The following is a 19,240-nucleotide window of genomic DNA, read 5'->3' on the forward strand; positions in this document are numbered from 1 at the left end:
CACCTCTTTTCATCAGGCTGCATTTGTCTGCCATGAGCTTATTCTGTTGTAGTGTCTGAACAGATCCATCTGCAGTGAAAGGCAAGCGATTCTAACAGTGTGACGGATCGATAGACGCGATACATTGAGCCGAGCCTTCTCCTAAATAATAAGGTGACGCTGTATAGCTTTATTATTTACATTTTAATTACTTGTCGTCTGACGTAGTTCTTCGCAGGTTTTGGCATAACGAATGTATGCTTTAACTAGTCCGATGCCCGTAAAACTGTATCACTCTATTGTGATTGGTCGGCTGATTCCTCGTATCATGTTGCCCGATGTGAGTGGTGTATTTCCAGAGTTTCGTCTAGAAAGGAAGTTAAGCCTGTGATCCGTTTCATACATACCGCCGATTGGCAGATGGGCATGAAAGCTAGTGGGCTTGGGGCGGCTTCGCAGGCTGTGCGTGAGGCCCGCTTGGATTCGATCAAACGCCTAGTCGAACTGGGAAATGAAAAGGAAGCTGAGCTGATATTGGTCACTGGCGACATATTCGAAGACAACGCAGTGGATCGATTACTCGTTCGAAAGGTCGGCCAACTACTGGCCGCGTTCAAGGGAAAGGTGTTCATCGCGCCCGGCAACCATGATCCCTTGGCTCCCGGCTGTGTTTGGGAGCATCCGGTATGGGAGGAGAGTAGGAACGTCATGGTCATTCGTCAGAACGAACCGATAGAGCTGGAAAACTGCACGATTTACCCTTCGCCTCTTAAAGAGAAATACTCCACCCGAAACCCTGTTTCGTGGATACAGGCGCAGGACTCCGCGAAGATCGCCATTGGGATGGGGCATGGAAACGTTGAAGGTTTACCAGATGTGGAGCCCGATTTTCCTATCCCTCAAAATGCGGCTGAAACAGCTGGCCTGGATTATTTGGGCATCGGCCACTGGCACTCCTACGCACCTTACAAAGATGGTAACGGAGCGATTCGCATGGCTTACTCCGGCACGCATGAGACTACCAAATTCGGCGAGCGGGACAGTGGTAACGCACTCTTGATCGAAATCTCGGAACGCGGCGCCACTCCCAATATTGAAGTGCTTCCAACTGGGTGCCTTTCTTGGTATTCTATGGAGCGTAGCTTGGATACTCCCGGCTCGTTGAAACCCATCATTAGCGAGTTAAGTGCATTGGACGACTCCGAGCAAACGCTGGTGCGTTTGCGTCTCAACGGACTTCTTTTTGCATCGGACCGAGAGGACTTGGAGTCGATTCGTGAAATACTGCAAACACGCTTCCTCTTCGGGGAACTTCGCGCTGATACACTGACACCAGCACCGGAAGATGATACATGGATTGAGGAACTGCCTGCCGGTGCGCTTCGCGAAGCTGCCGAGACTATTCGACAGCAAGCCATGCATGGAGCCAACGACCGCGACCGTGCAGTCGCCACCCGAGCCTTAATCGAACTGTTTGATAGCAAGGAGAAGGCAGCCTCATGATCCTGAAGCGTATCATCGTCTCCAATTGGCGCAGCCTCCTCGACGAGGTCGAAGTTGGACCGTTTTCTGAAGGCCTGAATGTGATCCACGCGCCCAACGGCACGGGTAAGTCTTCCCTGTTCGAGGCTATGCGTCGTGGCCTGTTCGATGCTCATCATGTCAGCGGAGGTGAGATTGCAGCGGTTCAACCTTGGGGACGTGATTTGACTCCTTCGGTTGCCATTGAGTTTATCGAAGGCGATGCTACCTGGCGTGTCGAAAAAGCTTTCCTTTCGGGAAAATCCGCAAAGCTGCTCCGCTTGGAGGGCGGAACCTTCAAACCCGTCGCAGATGGCCGTAATGCGGATGAGCGCATCCGCGAAATCCTGTCGGCTGAAGCACCGGGGAGGGGACTGTCCAAGCAAGAACACTGGGGCTTGGCCCAAATTCTATGGGCGCCGCAGGGTGAACTGCATCTTGATAAAATTTCAGGCAACGCGGCGGAACGCCTGAAGGGGGCTCTGGGCATTCAAATGTCTGGCGAGAGCGGTGGTCAAATCGAGGACCGTATCGAAGAAAAATATCTCCAATTTTTCACCAAGAAGGGCAGTTTCAAAGGCGGCAAGAATGCAGCGCCACTTGTCCTGTTCCAAGAAAGAGAGACCGAGTTAGCGCAGCAGTTGACTACAATTCGCGAGAAGCACCTCGCCTTCGAGCAGGCAGGACACGATGTCGAAGATGCCCGGCAGCGTCGTTTCCAGGCTCGCCGTGAGGCCGATGCGCTGCGCGACACCGTCACCAAAACCCGCGCCAACGCGGAGGCCTATGCAAAGCTGAAATCGGAGCAAAGCAATAAGCGCGATGCGGAAGCGCTGGCCAAGGAGAAATACGATGGTCTCAACAGCCGCCAACAGAAGATTGGCCAAACCCGGGAACAGATTGCTACGCTATCTAAGACTGCCGAAGAGCAAGTATCTCAGCTCACCGGACTCCAGAAAGAAGAACAACAGGCGAAGGATGCACTGGCGACGCAGCGCACAGCGCAGGAAAACGCCCGTGCCAAGCGCAGCCAACTCTCCGAGCGCCAGAAGACCATCGACAGCGCTCGCGACTACCTCAAGCAGCGTGAAAGCCTAGAAGCACTTGGAAAGCGACTGGGCCAAGTCGAAGAGTTGACCCAGAAAAAGACCAAAGCCTCGCAGTCATTGGAGGGCATCCTCGCGCCATCTACAAAGGCGATTCGTGACCTGCGCAAATGGATCGGTCAGCGAGATCAAGCGACTATTGCCCTCAAAGCATCTCAAATACACCTCACGATCACACCGGAGAAAGACATCGTGGTCAAAAGCGCCACCGGCTCCGGAGACAGCAAGGTCGAAGCCGGGAAAACCTTCGAACTGTCAGGCGATGACTGGGTGGATGTGTCGGTTACGGACTTTGGCTCGATTCGAGCCTCGGGTCCCAAAGGCAACGCCGATGGACACCGCACTGAGCTCGACGAAGCGAAGCAGAAGATCGAAAACCTCACACAACCTTACGGCACCGACGATCCGGAGAAGTTGCAAGAGCTCCGCAATCAGGCAGACAAGCTGGAGCAGGACGTTCAGACACTCGAAGAGCGCATTGAGGATATTCTGTCTGGAGATGCTCTCGATGTGCTGAAACAGAATCAGGCCGAGCTCCAGGCACGAACTGCGGAGACAGAAAAGCAGTTCGATGGATGGTCCGAGCAGCCACCGAGTCTGAGTGCCCTGCAGTCTCAGTTCGAGACCTTAAGCAAGGGCATCGAAGATGCGATTGCAGCCGCAGAGGATGCTTACGAAAAAGCGCAGGCCGGACACACCGCAGCCGATAAGGCGGTCAGTGAAGCTCAAGCAGACCTGAAAGTGGTTCAGGGGCAGTTGGAAACCGCCCAGCGCCAATTGACAGAGCTCAGTAGCGACAACCTCTCAGACGAAGAGCGGACCAAGGCGATTTCTGAAGCGTTGATGTCCTGGCAGGCAGCCAAGGTGACCGCCGAAAAGGCAGAGGAAGCCCTGAAACAATTTCCCGATGACCCCAGCAAAGAGCTCGATAAGTTGGAAAAGCAGCTCACGGCACTGGAGGATACCGAGTCCAAGGCCCGCGACGAGGAAAAGACCTCTGAAGGGCAGTTACAGTCGCTCGCGGCCGAGGGCACCTACTCAAAGCTGGTTGCCGCCGAGGAAGAATTGGCTGCGGTGAAGACCGAGATCGAGCAGGAATCCATCCGCATGGATGCCATCCAGTTGCTCCACGATACCGTCTCCAACTGCAAAAGTCGCATGGTGGCCAGTGTCTCGGCTCCCGTCGCTCGCAGTGCCTCCCGCATGCTATCCCGCATCGTCGGGCCTCGCCTCGGTCAGTTGCAATTGACTGGTGACTTCGTGCCCGATGCCGTGAGCCCGGAAATCGCAACGGATCCCGTAGCACTGCACAACCTTTCCGGAGGGGAACAGGAGCAGCTCTATCTGGTAGCCCGTCTGGCCCTGGCCGACGTGCTCGCCAAAGAGCAGCGCCAGTTGGTCGTTCTGGATGACGTGCTGAACGCAACTGATGCCGGACGGCTCGCGCGTCTCTTAACCCTTATGGAAGAAGTTTCCGACCGACTCCAAATTATCATCCTCACCTGCCACCCAGAGCGCTACCGGGCGCTTGAGGAAGCTAAATTTTTTGAACTGAAATGAGCGACACCATGATATCGACTCCCGAGAAAAAAGAACCACACGTAAATATTCTTAAAACACGTGATGATCGAAAGCCTGTCTACTTTACCCAATCAGAGGACGATAAGTATCAGATCGACAGTGCCGAGAAGCCATCTTGGGCGGAGAACACGTTTTCTGTAAATGACTTGCGTCAGCGAATTGAACCTTGGCTAACAGCCCTTTTTCAATCTGAACATCTATCCTTATTAGCAGGCTCTGGCCTCACCCACGCTATCCATTATCTGGCAGCAAATAAAGCAGCAGCTGGGATGAATCGTGCCGAGTTCGTGATAGAAGGTGCAAAGATCAAAGAAGCTGCAAACAAGTCCGCTGAAGCTGTTGTCCGTAAAAATCCGAATATCGAGGATGACCTTAGGGTAGCAAACGAATTACTCAGGGCTCTCGCGATTCTGCAGGATGAACGATCCTCGTCATTATCTACTGAAATCGAAACGATAATGAAGAGTTTCGCTGATAGCATTTTACAAAGCGAAGTTGGGATTGCCGATGCCGACGAAAAAGTTCGTGAAAATGCATTCAACACGTTGATTAACTTTTTGATGAGCTTCGCTAGTAGGACGGGAACACGTGACCGCTTGAATGTATTTACGACCAACTACGACCGCCTAATTGAGGCTGGTTGCGAACTGGCAGGTATACACCTACTCGACCGGTTCGTTGGCAATTTGAATCCCATCTTCAGGACATCAAGGCTTGATCTTGATATGCACTATAACCCTCCCGGCATACGGGGGGAGCCTCGCTATTTAGAAGGAGTTGCCCGTTTTACCAAGCTTCACGGCTCGATTGATTGGGCTCAGGTTGGTGGCGAGATTCGGCGTCTAGGTCTTCCATTCGGAACGTCGGACGTAAAGCCATATTTAGCCATGCCTGGTTTTTCCGGCGTCAACGCTGACAGCCTGATGATTTATCCGAATGCAGCAAAGGACTCAGAGACCGCCCAATATCCGTATGTAGAGCTATTCAGGGATTTTGCAGCTGCACTGTGTCGGCCTAACAGCACACTAGTAACTTACGGTTATAGTTTTGGTGATGAGCATATAAATCGCATTATACGCGACATGCTTACTATACCATCGACACATTTAGTGGTGATTTCCTATGGCGATACTATGGGGCGCATAATGGAAAACTACGAACGAGTGGGACGTCCTTCTCAGATCAGTTTGTTAATCGGGCCGGCTCTTGCAGACATTTCCATCCTTACCGAAAACTTCCTTCCAAAGTCCTCAATTGACCGAACAACATCCCGAATGAGTGATCTTTTGAAGATGCGTTTTGGGACCAAGGAGTCGGAAAGAGATACTGAGAAAGGTGACGCTCAATGAGCCAGTCACCATTAGCTTTTGCGGATTCGCTTCGAATCGGCAGCATCGACTTTGTCTCACCTGATGAGGTCAAGGTGCTACTTGATATCGAGGCCCCGGAATCTCTCGCACTGAATACTGGAAGTCCTAGACCGTTTCCCCGAATAAACGGGTATGTCTTAATTCCTTCAGACAATGGTTATCTTGTCGGACAAGTCGAATGGATTACTATTGAGCGTTCCCAATATCCGAAGAGAAAGGGAATGCAGGATTTTGGATTGGTTGATCTACCTTACCCACTCAGAAAGCTCTGTCTAAATCCCATTGGAACTCTCGCTACTTCAGCGAAGGACGAAGACGGAAATCCGGTTTTTCGCTTCCGCCGAGGGGTTGAATCTTTTCCATCAGTTGGAGATCATGTCCTTCTCCCCACAGCCCAACAGTTACGATCAATAATAGAATCCGGCACTAATCGGCATGTCAAAATTGGTTCGAGCCCCTTAGCAGATGGTGCTGAAGTCAGGATTGACCCTAATCGTCTCTTTGGACGTCACCTCGCGGTCCTTGGGAATACAGGTAGTGGAAAATCATGTTCAGTGGCAGGACTGATTCGCTGGTCGCTCGCTACAACCGGTAAAGATAGACCGAATGCCCGTTTTATCATCCTCGACCCAAACGGAGAATATAGCCGTGCATTCGCTGACTACAAAGATGCGAGACAATTCAAAGTCGGGTTCGAAGGAGACCAAACTGAGGTGAAAGCGCTTAAGATTCCCTTGTGGTTCTGGAACAGTGCAGAATGGGCAGCTTTTACGCAAGCCAGTGGCAAGACACAGCGACCAACCCTAGTACAGGCATTGCGTAGTGTCAGAGAAGGCACCGATCAATCAGGTAACTTAAAGCCGAATGAGATGCGTCGTTATTTGAGGACAATTGCGACTGCTTTGAAAATAGAAATAAATGCCGGAAGGCCATGGGGCAACTTTCCTCACCCAAAAAACTTCTTCGAGAAAATTAAAGTGTGGAGAGATGGTCTAGTCGCTGAAGACGAGTTTAGCCAAACTCAGAAAGACGCTTTAGATGCAGTTTTGAACATGGTCACTGCGTTTGAGCAGAATCGACAGGGTCAATATCCAACCTATGAATTCAACAGGCAGGAGATCCAAGAGTTCAGGGACCAAATAATAACAGCTTATACTACTTTCGGTGGCACGGAGGATGAATTTGAACTGGTTGACCCAGACATCCCGATCCAATTTACAGGCGATGATTTTTTACAGAACGTAGAAGCTACCGCAGACCTGCTAAATGTTTCCGAATATGTAGAGACATTACTAATGAGGCTGAAGAGTTTGCTCTCTGATGCTCGAATGAAGTCAATTATTGGTCAAGCAGATGGGATGACTCTCGAAGCTTGGCTGTCAGACTATATCGGCGGAAATAAAGCAGAGAACGGCACTGTAACTATTATTGATCTATCGCTGGTTCCATCTGAAGTAGTTCACCTCCTAACTACGGTGATAGCTCGGATGACGTTCGAGTCTCTCCAGAGGTATCGCCGAATTCATCCGAAGCACAAAGTGCTTCCTACAGTGTTGGTAATGGAAGAAGCACATACTTTCGTTAAGCGATACAAGGAAGACGGAGAAAATCACGACGCTGCAACAACGTGCTGCCAGCTGTTTGAAAAAATAGCGCGCGAAGGCCGCAAGTTCGGTCTAGGGCTGGTATTATCATCGCAGAGGCCTTCAGAGCTATCTCCAACAGTTCTTTCGCAATGTAATACCTTCCTGCTCCACCGAATTAGTAATGACCGCGACCAAGAACTGGTTCACAAGCTTGTCCCCGATAACTTACGTGGGCTCTTGCGCGACCTCCCGTCATTACCATCGCAAAACGCTATACTTCTGGGGTGGGCGTCTGAACTACCTGTGCTTGTTCGAATCAGAGATCTGCCCAAAGAACATCAGCCACAGTCCGATGACCCAGACTTCTGGGAGGTTTGGACACATAAAGAGGATAGGGAGGTTGATTGGAATGCTATCGCGAATGAATGGCAGAGGCGGCCAATCTCGAATACTTCCGAACTGCCCGAACCCGCCACCGGCCAAGAATCTGAAGAAAGACCCGAGGATAACATTGATATCGATCCCGACGATTTGATGTAAAAAAAGAAATTCTCTCAGATTTGATAAATAATTTAAATGGAAAACAAAAAACTAAGTTTAGAAGAGATCGCAGCAGAAATACTATTTGTTCAACATTTAGGTGTTGTTTGTGTTGAATATGCCAACCAAGAACTGCTGGTAGAGTCTTGGAAGCATGTTAACGGGCACACCCTTCGTAAGGACCCGCCACATTTTAACGGTGACGTCTATCATGTTCATGCCAAGTTGGCTGGAGGCTATGAAGCAAGTTGGGAGGTCACTGGAGCTCGGCGACATCCAGAGAAATTTCCAGCCAATGTGCCGAGAGGCGTGCGTCAAGCAGCGGCTCAGGTATTAGGCATCGATGTGAATCTCCTGGAGTGCTTCTGGATTCGCGAAAACAACGAACAAGTCCTCCTTATTGAAGTTACTGATTCAGGAGATGATTTACTATGACCCAATCCAATTTAAACTTAACCACAGAGAAGAAAACCAGGGCAGTGGCTGGGGCAGACATTTGAGTCCGATGCAGCGAATCTAATCTGGAACGGGAACCCGATAAATATATTGTTATGAAAGTCGTATTAGCTTTAGCCATTATCTTCGGTATTATTCTTGGCGGCATGTGGGGTGGTATTGGTGCCGGAATTTTAGTTGGCTTTATCTTTCTGGTTTTTAAGTCGTCCGGTAAGACAGAGGAAGCTTCTCGTAGCGTGAGTTCGCGTACGCGCAGCAAAGGCTCAGGTGATGGAGATTTTACGATACGTGTTGAACTCGGTGGCGCTAGGTATGGTCATACAAGAGGAGGGGAAGATCTAAATTGGGTTGCGCATGGTGACAGCGTTGAGGTGGCAGGTCGAAATATTAGCGCAGGCCTTGTCTATTACGTAGATGGAGATGCTAAAGTTTTTGAACCGTCAGCGCTCAATCGAAAACTACCGGTTGGTAAGGCTGCTGAGGGAGTTGCTGCGGAATTATCATATTACCCCTGCTATGAGTATTTAACACCTCAGCAAAGAGGGACCTACCTTGATTGGCTGGCCAATGATCGCATCGATGTGGATCCCGGTGTCAGAGAATTCGGTTACATTTTTCTATTCTTTTACGGGTTGGAGAGAAGAGTTTTGATCGATGGAGACTTTTCGGATGACATTGCGCATGAAATCGCTCGCTTGATGGTGACATATTCGCCACATGGAAGATCCAAGTCGCTCCCGTCCTATTTTTCGCAATTACTGCACTTCTGGGGCTATCATCAGGGGGAAGAGAGGTATGCGCAAATCTGGCCCTGGATCCTTGGGCTGGAACATAGTGTTTTAAGTGAAGACGAACTCGCATTGATTCTCGGTAGTTTGGCCTCGCGGAATCTAAATGTTCAAGCCGATGTCGCGATGGAGATTGCGCGATTCGATCAGAATGCATCTCGCTCAAATGTACTGAAGCGTTCTTCCTATGAGTTTAAGACTTTGTTTCATAGCCGGTTCTCTACAGTATTTCCAGACGGGGTGCCCCTGAAATTGGGAAGTCGTGTCGTGATTGATCGTTATCGACCGGCCAGCGCATCGCTACTGGATGGGGGAGTCGACTGTTCTAGACTTGAAGCTCGGGCAACCTATGCATCGATTTTGTCTTCGCATCGGAAGAAGCTCGTTGCTATTTGGAATGAATGTTGCACGGATCTGTCCGGTTACGTTCGTGCCAAATCGAAATCTGCCAATAAGGAGCTGGATCTTCTTACATTGATTGCGACTCCTCCTGAGTTACGACAGGAGACTGTGGATAAGATAAAGCCCAAGTTCGATGAGTTGTTGGCAGAGGGTACTCCTGTTGACGAATTCCATTTTGTCGCAGCTGGTTCAATCGCAGCATTTTTCGGAACTGAGCGACGTGAAAAGTATACGCCAACACAGTCAAAGCAATTGGCTGAAGGTCTTGAGTGCTTGGGTTTTGCTGTCGAGCCTGACCCCCGAACACATGGTTCTGGCTGGAATGCGAATAAGGAGCTGGCTATGCTAGATCTCTCAATCGGTGGAGTCCCTTCTGCAGGTTTCCTCGGTCGTTGTGCCTTAGTTCAAATGGCGGCATCGGTAGCTGCGAGCGATGGGGGATTTGATCTGCGAGAGAGTGAAACCATTGCCTGCATGATTGAATCAGAAGATATGCCCGAGGCAGATCGCATGCGATTACGTGCTTGGAGTGCTTTGCTGGAACGTGATTTAAACAATGCCCCTGCTACGATCATTAAAGTTGCAAAAGCTGTTCCAGCTGTGAACTCACAGGCAGTGGCCCAAGTCCTCTGTCACGTTGCAACTGCGGATGGCATTGTGACAAAAGACGAGGAGCGCATGCTTGAGCGTATTTTCCGTGCCCTTAATCTATCCCCAGAAATTACAAGTTTACTAAAGAAGGAGCTCGACGGGTTTGATGAGGTCGCCGTTTCAAAGTCTGTTCAAGCCGATCCCGGTGAATCTATCCCTCGCCCCGTCTCTATTGCCGAAACTAAATTCAAATTAGATCGAGACCGAATCGAGCGGCTGTCTGCTGAGACTGCCGAGGTTATTGGGATCTTATCGGTTGCTATGGCTGAGGCAGAGGAGGAGGTTGAAACACCGGAAGTTGAAGGCTCTGATGCGTCAGGTGAGACTATCCAGGAGGAAGCCGGGTGGATCGAAGGTTTGGATGAAAAATTTATTCCTTTTGTTCTGAAATTGGTCAGCAAAGAGCGTTGGTCTAAGTCTGAGTTTGAAAGCGCTGCCAGTGAATTGCACCTGATGCCTAATGCGGTGTACGATGCAATTAACGAATGGTCCGACGAATACTTGGGTGACTTTCTGCTGGAAGATGAAGACCCCGTATCTGTTAATCTAGAATTGATCCCATCATAGCCAATTTCCCATGGAAAAATCACAAGCACCGAAGATCAAGCCGCGTGAGCGTGATGCTGTCCTACAATCTCTTCAAGCCGGGCTTGTGCCTAAGCTTGGATTACACTTGATCCAGGTCGGACGAAAGCTGGAGGTCTCTGCACTGCTCCAGGATATTGATAGGATCAACGGGGGCGGCGCTGCATTTCGTTTTGTGATCGGGAGGTTCGGCAGTGGTAAAAGCTTTTTCCTGACCCTGAGCAGGAATCTCGCGCTGCAAAAACGTCTAGTGGTTCTTTCTGCGGATATTTCGATGGAGAGGCGTTTGCAAGCGAGCGGTGGGCAGGCGAGAGGATTGTACTCCGAGCTTATGAGGAATCTCTCGACACGTGCTCGCCCAGAAGGTGGTGCACTTCGGTCTATCTGCGAAGGCTGGATCAGCAATATCCATCATGAGGTTATGTCTGCGGGGGGGAGCGAAGATGAGGTAGTCGAGCGTATTCGTAATGACCTGAATGACCTTTCCGATTATGTTGGCGGTTACGCCTTCTCTCATGTTTTGGCTAAATACTATGAAGGGCATATTGCTGGAGACGATGCTCTGCAAAACGCTGCCCTACGCTGGTTGCGCGGTGAATATTCGACAAAAACGGAGGCAAGACAGGATCTCGGAGTCCGTGAGATTATAGAGGACGAGAATATCTACGGGATGCTGAAGCTCATTGCTGCTTTTACCAGAAAGGCAGGATACGGAGGTATTCTGGTGAGCTTGGATGAGATGGTTGTCTTGTCTCACCGTTTACCCAGTTCACGCTCACGCCACGCCAATTATGAAGCATTGTTAACCATACTAAACGACTGCTTGCAAGGTGGTGCTAGCGGGATTGGTTTTCTGTTGGCAGGCACCGATGAATTTTTGGAAGACAAGAGGCGGGGGCTGTTTAGCTATGAAGCTTTGCGCTCTCGCCTTGCAGATAATCCGTTTACTTCTGCTGGTGTTCAGGATTTAGCAGGGCCTGTCATTCGTCTGCCCAATCTTACCGCTGAGGATTTATATGTGTTATTGGTCAACATAAATCGGGTACATGGATTTGGAGATAGCTCTAAGGCCTTGCTTCAAGGGGACGCCATCGAAGCAGTATTGCGTAAGGCCAATGAGACCTTAGGGGCTGAATACTTCAAGACACCGCGGGATATTATCAGGTCGTTCGTTGGGCTACTGAATGTTTTGGAGCAAAATCCCGAGCAGCGATGGGAAGAGCTAGTTGGAGCGGACTTTATTCGAAAGCCGACCGTTCCGATGTCGGTTGAAGAGGAGGTTGCTCAGGGAGGGATGTCGGATGACGATCAGGATTCTGACCTGGCTAGCTTTAAGCTTTAAATGATATGCCGGAAAGTGCCTTTAGCTTGCTTAGTGATGGTGTGCAGCGCGCTATCTTTCGGCAAGGCTGGACGCAATTGCACTCGATCCAGGTAAGATCGATAAATGTTCTTCGAAGGACCGATTCAGATCTGATAATTGCTGCTCCCACTGCTGGAGGGAAGACCGAGGCTGCATTCCTTCCAATACTATCTGATCTCTCTGAAGCACCTGAGAAGCTCGTGATATACGTAAGCCCACTCAAGGCGTTGATTAACGACCAATGGGCTCGTTTGGAGACTCTATGTGCCGACTTGGATATACCTGTTCGTCGATGGCATGGCGACGTCACTGCTACTGAGAAGAAGGCATTTCGAAAGGAGCCGGGCGGTATACTGTTAATCACGCCTGAATCGCTAGAGTCGAATTTTATCAATTATGGACGGGATCTATCGAGAATTTACAAGCACACTGCATTTGTAGTCATTGATGAACTTCATGTCTTTGTTGACGATGTTCGGGGGATGCATCTGCGCAGTTTGATTTCAAGATTATGCGCTGTTGCAGAATGCAATCCACGAATGGTCGGTTTGTCTGCGACATTGGGGGATGCCACACTTGCCCGGGATTTCATGAGGCCGGATGATTCGGAAAGGGTCGTTCTAATTTCGGAGGGAGGCGGTCGAGATATTCGTATCGGGTTGCGTGCTCAAACCGAGCGACCAAGGTGGAGTGAGAGAAGGGGTGAGGGCCGGCTTTTTGATCCTGATACGACCGCAAGTATCATCTGTGCCGTTCCGTATGAGTCTTGGCAGTCTCTGGCTCCACTGGCAAAGCTTGGGAAATCGCTGAGTCAGCCTCCTGGTGATTCACCCCAACTCTCAAGGGATGCTTTAGATTGCATTGCGGATGATTTATCTGCCCATTTTCAAGTCGGGACGAATCTCGTGTTTGGAAATAGCCGGAGGACTTTGGAGGAACTGGCTGATATTCTGCACGAGCAGGCTCGAAAGCATAAATGGCGTCATGATCCGTTTTGCTTGCACCACGGTTCGCTTGCGAAATGCGTACGTGAGGATGTTGAGATGAGACTGAAAGGTCCTGTCCCTGCTACTGCGCTATGCACAAGCACCTTAGAACTCGGGATAGATATCGGCAGTGTACGAACTGTAGGTCAAATTGATCCGCCATGGAGCGTTTCAGCTTTAATACAGCGTCTTGGTCGATCCGGACGTCGAAATGGCGAGCCAGCTCGTATGAGGCTCTATACTCGTGATGAAACACCTCACACAGATTCATCACTGGCTAATTTAATGTTCCCGGAGCTGCTTCGATCCATAGCAGTTGTGCAACTCATGTTGTCGAAATGGATCGAGGCACCTACCTCATGCCGACTCCATGTAAGTACCATGGTTCATCAAGTGATGAGCATATTGCGGCAGACGGGAGGTATTCATGCCGCTCATCTATACCAAATACTATGTGTCGACGGGCCATTTAGGGCGATTGATCAACCTTTGTTTCGTGATATCTTACATGGATTGGGGGAGAATGACATTATAGAACAAATACCCACAGGAGAATTGATCTTAGCATTAGTGGGGGAGGAAATCGCCAGTTCACACGACTTTTATGCGGCGTTCATTTCGAACGAAATATTTACTGTTCGTTGGCAGGATGAAATTATAGGAGAGATTCCTGCGGACAATGTGTTACCTGCTGGACAATGTTTTATCTTAGGCGGTCGACGCTGGGTTGTTGAGGATATCGGGGAGCGAGAAAAGACCGTCTGGGTTAAGCCCACCAATAAAAGGGTGCCCCCTCTGTTTGTTGGCGAAGCGGGTGATATTGATGGCAAGGTGTTTTCTAAAATGAGAGAGCTCCTTCTTTCTGAGGAGTATCCCAGCTTCCTGGATCATAATGCCCGAGTTTTATTGGGGGCGGCGCGTTACGTTGGGCAAAATAGTGGGGCTGCGACAACTGGTCTCGTTGTTGGGGCGACATTCATTAGTTGGTTTCCTTGGGTGGGGTCCAAGACTTTTAGAACTCTCCGTTTGATGCTTAGCTATATGAAGATTAAGCATGAATTCGATTCCCTGTCACTGACGTTCATGAACATCGATTTAGCTGAGTTCCGTCGAATTCTGGCAGCCTTAAAGGCTTTTCGTTTTGATCCGGTAGAGCTTGCTTCAGCAATGCCCGTAAAGACATTCGATAAGTACGATGCACTGTTGCCGGAAGAGCTACTTGACCAAGTAAACGCTGTCGACCGTGTGGATGTTGCAGATGCGATGGAAGTCGTTAATAACTGGCTTCGAATATGAGGCTGTAATCCTGGAAGGTCGGAGCTCTTACTGTCTCTACGTAAATGGTTCCAATCAGTCCTCTTGCTCCCCTAATCGTCTGCGCGCGATCTCTATCTCGACTCCGATACGCTGATCATCCTTGAGCAGGCCATCGATGAAATCGTCCAAACCTTCTCCGCTGCAAGGCAGTAGGTCGGGTACCCATGTCTCAACATCTTTGAAGGTGCCACCTGCAGTCATGGCGAAATCCCCGCTTTCCGGGTCAATCTTGGCGACCAGACGGCAGACATTCATCACTTTGGACGACCATTCTCTTCGAGGCCTGGTCAGTTGCGTGGTATCGGAGACATCAAGAAAGTCCACGTCGATCCGTTCGTAAGGCTCAATACGGCTGCGAATCAGATAGAGGATGTTGTCGTCGACGGAATCCGTGTCGAGGGTGATGACCGCGTCTCTTTCCAGTTCGCTCACATCAGGGCGATCCGGGAGCAATACTTTGAAGCGAAGTTGAATGTCCATAGGTCAGGGGGCGGGGGATGCGTTGTTGGCTTAGTAATCTCGATCCAAGTCGCCGTCCTTGAATTCACGCTCACCAATGAGGTGAAGCTCTCGGGTTTCGATGTCAGCCCGCCACTGCTGCACAACCTTTTCTGCGACTGCCTGCGTCCAGGCACCTGGATGGCGTGTGATTTCAAATGTGCACCCATTCGGTACTCTTCTCCAGTTGAAACCACGCTGACGGATACGCGCTGGGCTTAGATAGGACTCGCCTTCAATTTTGAAATCGTCCGAGAGGCGTCCGAGCAGGTAGCAAAAGCGGGCGGGTGGTTCGCTATTTAGTTCCCAAGCTGCTAGCTGCTGCTCAAGTTCAGTAAATAGAATATCATCCCGATGTGCTTTGCAGTAGGGAATGCCTTCGACCATCTCGAAGCTTTCTTTATTACAGCTTTCCGAGGAGCATTTCATGTGATTGTATCTGTTTGGGGTTATGGGTTATTTGTGCACCCGGCTGCTGACCACCTTCTTCACCAGCTTTGAATTTTCCGGAATATCCGGGGCAAAGAACTCATGCAGTTCCAGGCCGAAGGCGGTTGCGATGCGCTCCACCGTACTGACCCAGATCTCCTTCTTCCGCTGGGCCTCGATCTGTTGGATGAACTTCTCCGACATGTCCGCGACCTCGGCCAGTTCCTGCTGCGTCAGGCCATGCTTTTGGCGCAGCTCGCGGGTTCTGGTGGCGACACGTTCAACGGAATTCATTCCCAGCGATCATAGGGGAAAAGCGTTGACTTTGTTACCTGTGATCGCTGGGGTAACCGGTGTGCAATAACGCCACTATAACCATTGAATCCGTCGCCCTGATGAAACGTAAAACCTTACTCCTCCTACTCGCTACAATCGGCTTATCTTCGGCTCTCCTGGCTGCCGGGGTGAAGTGCGTCCAGTGTAACGGCACCGGCTGGAGAGGGCAGTTCCAGTGCCCGTATTGTGGGGGCGATGGGATCTTTGGGAACTAGACTGACTTGATTCGATGAATGCAGCAGCAGACCATTCAGTAGGAGTTGCTCAGGCCACAGTCCCAACAGGTGGATTCCGGGGCTTCATGGGTCGAATTTCACGCTGGCCGCATGCCTTCCTAGTCGGCCTGCTCGTCTTCCTTGTCTTCGGTTATTTGGTAGGAATCGATTGGGGGAGTGGTGCGATCGACTGGTTTTCGACCCTGTTTGAGGCGCTGTTCAGATTGGCTGCACTGGTGATCTGCTTTTACGCAATTAAAGCCATCGGGACGGCCCGGAAGAATTCCCCCGTTAAAGGTGCCAAAAGCTTCTTTGTCTCCGCTCTCAGAGCCTTGCTCATCGTGCTGGTAGCCTTCAATGGTGTCATGGCTCCGATTCTGGTATATACGGCCTACAACAAGTTCAGGCTTGTGGGGGCATTCAAGGAAAGCGCCCCGGTTGAGTTCCGGGAGTCCATCCGCAATGACAAGGCCATGCCGATGATAGGGGAGGACGCACTGATTTTGCGACGGATCATTATTGCGGGGCAGGCGAAGACTGAAATTTACAGACAGCCTGATTTCAGCCGCGGCGTGCAGTTGCTTGAAGATATGGAAGGCGAACCCATGCTTCCTCCCACACGCCAGTATTGGGCGGTTCAGTTGTGGGCCAATCGGCTCTTCCGGGACAAGATCGGCAGCCCTGCAAATATGCTAGGTTCCAGTCAGGAGGAGTATGCCGAAGTGATCGCGTGGATGGGGCGTGTTGAGAATGAGTTCGATCCGATTGAGCGGGATCTTGCCAAGTTCTACGGTTTTCAAACTTGGGAAGAGTTGAAGACGTATGCTTTCGACCAGTTTGATGCGGCCACTTATGAACGCATGGAGGCGGAAGCTAAGACGCACCCATAATCGAATGGGCAGGGAAGACTAAAGACTATGTTGGAATTCTTATTATTCTTACTGATTGTAGCCATTCTTGGGGGTGTCTCAGGTCTCATCATTAAGGGGGTGCAATCTCTGGCTACTTTCCTGCGGATCGGCATACTACCCGGCGGGATCTTGCTGTTGTTGGGCGGGATACTTATGATGGTTTTTGGTGGCGACGAGATCTGGCTGCAATTTATTGGCTTCTTCCTCACGCTCGCGGGCTACATTCTCATTATCAACCGGCTCATTCGGGCTATTCGAGTCAAGCGGGGCCTGCCAGCATGCCCGGAAGGACCACAGACCCTAAAGCAGCAACTACAGAGCGGCTTGTTGGCGGTGCTTATTGTCTTTCTGACGGTCTTTGGTGCCGGTTTCCTGATCGCCCTCCTTCAATAGCTATTGATTCCCCCACTTGGTGTGATTGAGTGCGTAGCAGTGAACCAGGTCCATGCGCGGCCTTTCTTGCGATGATGGGCTTCTTCCTGTTAATCGCTTTCCTAGCCTGAGTGCAGGCTCAAGGCTTACGCATCTTCCTCAGAACGCTGAGGGTTGGTGGGATGCATCTTTACCAGTACAGGCAGGGCAGGGGAGTACGGTCCTCGCTGTTACCGTAGCCTCCTGCTTGAGGGGCTACGTTCAAAACCGGGTCTCCGCAATGGGGCAGATACCATGCTCTGACACCCGCTTCTCATGCATTTAATGGCCAATGATCTCAAAATACCTAGACATGGTAAGATAGTAGCTCTAAAACAGAACTTCGAACCGTTTGCGCTGTTCTGACACATCCCCTTTCTGTTTTCCTGGCGACTTTTCCGAGAGGCACCAATGGCGGTAGCGTGCCTGATGGCTAGGCCGCTTTGGTTTGTTCGTTGGACATGCCCTCAATCGGACTCTTTACCTGCCGGGCGTCGCATTGTGGCGAGACATGCAGGTAGATCTGAGTCGTTTCCAGGTTATTATGTCCCAACAGCTGCTGCACCGTCCGGATATGTGTTCCCTGTTCCAGCAGATGGGTGGCGTAGGAATGCCGCAGCACATGCGAGGTGACCCGTTTGGTAATGCCTGCCTTCTCCACACCCCGATGCAGATTGCGTTGATACACCCGCTCCAGGATATGATGCCTTCTCGTTACCTTCGGATCTCTCGGGTCTATTGATAAGTTGTTCATGGGCCAGAGCCACTGCCAGGGCCACGATTGTCCCGCCTTTGAGTATTTGCGTGCCAGGCTCTCCGGCAGCCACACCCCCTCCACATTGTTCTTTCGGTCCTCCTCGTATAGCCGCTTCGAGATCTCGACCTGCTCACGCAAGGCCACATGCAGTAAGCCCGGCAACTGGGCCACCCGGTCCTTGTCGCCCTTGCCGCCGCGCACCACCAGTAGGCTGTTGGCAAAGTCGAGGTCCTTCACCCGAAGGCTCATGAGCTCGGAGACGCGCAGTCCCGCCGCATACTGCAACCGGGCCATTAGTTGATACGGCATCCGCAGGGAGTCGAAGACTTGATTCAATTCACTTTGCGATAACACAACCGGGACCCGCTTCTTCTGATAAGCCTTCTTGTATTCGTCCAGATCACCCAACTCCCGCCGATAAACTTCCCGATACAGAAACACCAGGGCATTGAGCGCCTGCCGCTGCGTGCCAGCCGAGACCCGCTTGTCCCGGGCCAGAAAGTCCAGATACTTGTTGATGGACGAAGTCTCCAGCGATTCCAGGTCATTGGTCCCGCAGAACCTCGCAAAGCGCAACACCCAGCCAATGTAAGTGGTCTCCGTCCGGTAACTCATCTGCCTGCGCCGCAGCACCGTCAGCATCTTCAAGCGCCACTCCGGTGTCCCATGACCCAAACGCATCGTCTTGACCGATGCCGTGATCTCAATCTCAGCCTCCGCACCCATGTCAGATGCAGCGCGACCATGCTTGAAAAACCAGTTCAGCGCCTGCTTCCACTGCTCCACTGCAAAGGACGGGACCTTGGGGTGATTACGTCTTGCCTGATCCACAAACGCACGGGCACTGGGCACCGTCGCCTGACAGCCCTGTTCGCCGCAATAACTCAAATACCAGCGTAGCGTAATGCGGAAGGATTCCTCCTCACGCTCACCGATCCCGGAACGCCCCAATGCGGCATCCCAATCTGGAAACTCAATTACCTTCATGTTCGCAAGCCAAGGCGCTTGGCTCCGGGGGCGTCAAGTAAAAAGACGTGAACGCTTGTTCATACTTATGGGTGGGCATGTCATGTTCGAAACGCGAAACTTACGAACTGGACTCGGGCCTGACGCACAGAACTTACGAACTGAATCCTGCCAGGGGCACAAAAACTTACGAACTGAAAAAGGTGTGCAACCACTCCGAAAAGCATTGCCCGGCACAAAAATAACGTTTATGAGAGCTAGGCATTGATTATGAGCGACTTACGCGCAAATCGAAACCATTCATCCCGAAGTCGAACCTTTTCCAGTTCGTATCTTTCCGGGGTGTGACCTATAATACTGATCTCAGAAAAAAATGAACGTATCCAAAATACTAAATGATGCCTTCTGGAAGCAGCATCGAATGTTCATGTCGGATACGCATGAGGGGAACATTGAAGAACTCGTGGATGATTACGTCGATTTTCC

14 protein-coding genes are annotated in these 19,240 nt (G+C 50.8%); 10 read left to right on the plus strand and 4 right to left on the minus strand.

Features of this window, described 5'->3' with window-relative positions; genetic code table 11:
- Positions 1-366 precede the first annotated feature (366 nt).
- From O2597_RS15855 to O2597_RS15890, 8 genes are all read left to right on the plus strand, one after another.
- The gene (locus O2597_RS15855) at positions 367-1,482 is read left to right on the plus strand and encodes a metallophosphoesterase family protein (RefSeq protein WP_269526418.1); all 1,116 of its coding nucleotides are present in this window, start codon (positions 367-369) and stop codon (positions 1,480-1,482) included.
- Positions 1,479-4,166 (plus strand): AAA family ATPase, encoded by a 2,688-nt coding sequence (locus O2597_RS15860; RefSeq protein ID WP_269526420.1) that lies wholly within the window; start codon positions 1,479-1,481, stop codon positions 4,164-4,166. Before O2597_RS15855 ends, O2597_RS15860 begins: the two co-directional genes overlap by 4 nt.
- Positions 4,163-5,536 (plus strand): SIR2 family protein, encoded by a 1,374-nt coding sequence (locus O2597_RS15865; protein ID WP_269526421.1) that lies wholly within the window; start codon positions 4,163-4,165, stop codon positions 5,534-5,536. The genes O2597_RS15860 and O2597_RS15865 overlap by 4 nt, the downstream gene beginning before the upstream one ends.
- On the plus strand, positions 5,533-7,683 hold the full coding sequence (locus O2597_RS15870) for an ATP-binding protein (RefSeq protein ID WP_269526423.1): 2,151 nt from the start codon (positions 5,533-5,535) through the stop codon (positions 7,681-7,683). The genes O2597_RS15865 and O2597_RS15870 overlap by 4 nt, the downstream gene beginning before the upstream one ends.
- Before the next feature lie 36 nt (positions 7,684-7,719).
- A complete protein-coding gene (locus tag O2597_RS15875; protein WP_269526424.1) occupies positions 7,720-8,118 on the plus strand; it encodes a hypothetical protein in 399 nt (132 codons plus the stop codon).
- Positions 8,119-8,234: 116 nt separating this feature from the next.
- Positions 8,235-10,547, plus strand: coding sequence for a tellurite resistance TerB family protein (locus O2597_RS15880; RefSeq protein WP_269526425.1), 2,313 nt, complete (start codon positions 8,235-8,237; stop codon positions 10,545-10,547).
- Positions 10,548-10,557: 10 nt separating this feature from the next.
- Positions 10,558-11,907, plus strand: a complete 1,350-nt coding sequence (locus tag O2597_RS15885; RefSeq protein ID WP_269526427.1) for an ATP-binding protein — start codon at positions 10,558-10,560, stop codon at positions 11,905-11,907.
- Positions 11,908-11,912: 5 nt separating this feature from the next.
- Positions 11,913-14,210 (plus strand): DEAD/DEAH box helicase, encoded by a 2,298-nt coding sequence (locus tag O2597_RS15890; protein WP_269526429.1) that lies wholly within the window; start codon positions 11,913-11,915, stop codon positions 14,208-14,210.
- Positions 14,211-14,264: 54 nt separating this feature from the next.
- On the opposite strand, the gene O2597_RS15895 is transcribed toward O2597_RS15890, so the two are convergent.
- From O2597_RS15895 to O2597_RS15905, 3 genes are read right to left on the minus strand one after another with little or no spacing between them, the layout of a single operon-like run.
- Positions 14,265-14,711 carry a hypothetical protein gene (locus O2597_RS15895; RefSeq protein WP_269526431.1) on the minus strand — a complete coding sequence of 149 codons (447 nt, stop codon included), beginning with the start codon at positions 14,709-14,711 and terminating at the stop codon, positions 14,265-14,267.
- A 30-nt stretch (positions 14,712-14,741) separates the two neighbouring features.
- Positions 14,742-15,158 carry a hypothetical protein gene (locus tag O2597_RS15900; protein WP_269526433.1) on the minus strand — a complete coding sequence of 139 codons (417 nt, stop codon included), beginning with the start codon at positions 15,156-15,158 and terminating at the stop codon, positions 14,742-14,744.
- Positions 15,159-15,185: 27 nt separating this feature from the next.
- Positions 15,186-15,452, minus strand: a complete 267-nt coding sequence (locus tag O2597_RS15905) for a helix-turn-helix domain-containing protein (protein WP_269526434.1) — start codon at positions 15,450-15,452, stop codon at positions 15,186-15,188.
- 343 nt (positions 15,453-15,795) lie between these two features.
- Here O2597_RS15905 and O2597_RS15910 point away from each other — a divergent pair, with 343 nt between their 5' ends.
- Positions 15,796-16,599 (plus strand): hypothetical protein, encoded by an 804-nt coding sequence (locus O2597_RS15910; RefSeq protein WP_269526436.1) that lies wholly within the window; start codon positions 15,796-15,798, stop codon positions 16,597-16,599.
- Between the two features lie 27 nt (positions 16,600-16,626).
- A complete protein-coding gene (locus tag O2597_RS15915) occupies positions 16,627-17,013 on the plus strand; it encodes a hypothetical protein (protein WP_269526438.1) in 387 nt (128 codons plus the stop codon).
- 451 nt (positions 17,014-17,464) lie between these two features.
- On the opposite strand, the gene O2597_RS15920 is transcribed toward O2597_RS15915, so the two are convergent.
- Positions 17,465-18,775, minus strand: a complete 1,311-nt coding sequence (locus O2597_RS15920) for an integron integrase (protein ID WP_269526439.1) — start codon at positions 18,773-18,775, stop codon at positions 17,465-17,467.
- Positions 18,776-19,240 lie beyond the last annotated feature (465 nt).

The organism is Coraliomargarita parva (assembly GCF_027257905.1).
GTDB lineage: Bacteria > Verrucomicrobiota > Verrucomicrobiia > Opitutales > Coraliomargaritaceae > Coraliomargarita_A > Coraliomargarita_A parva.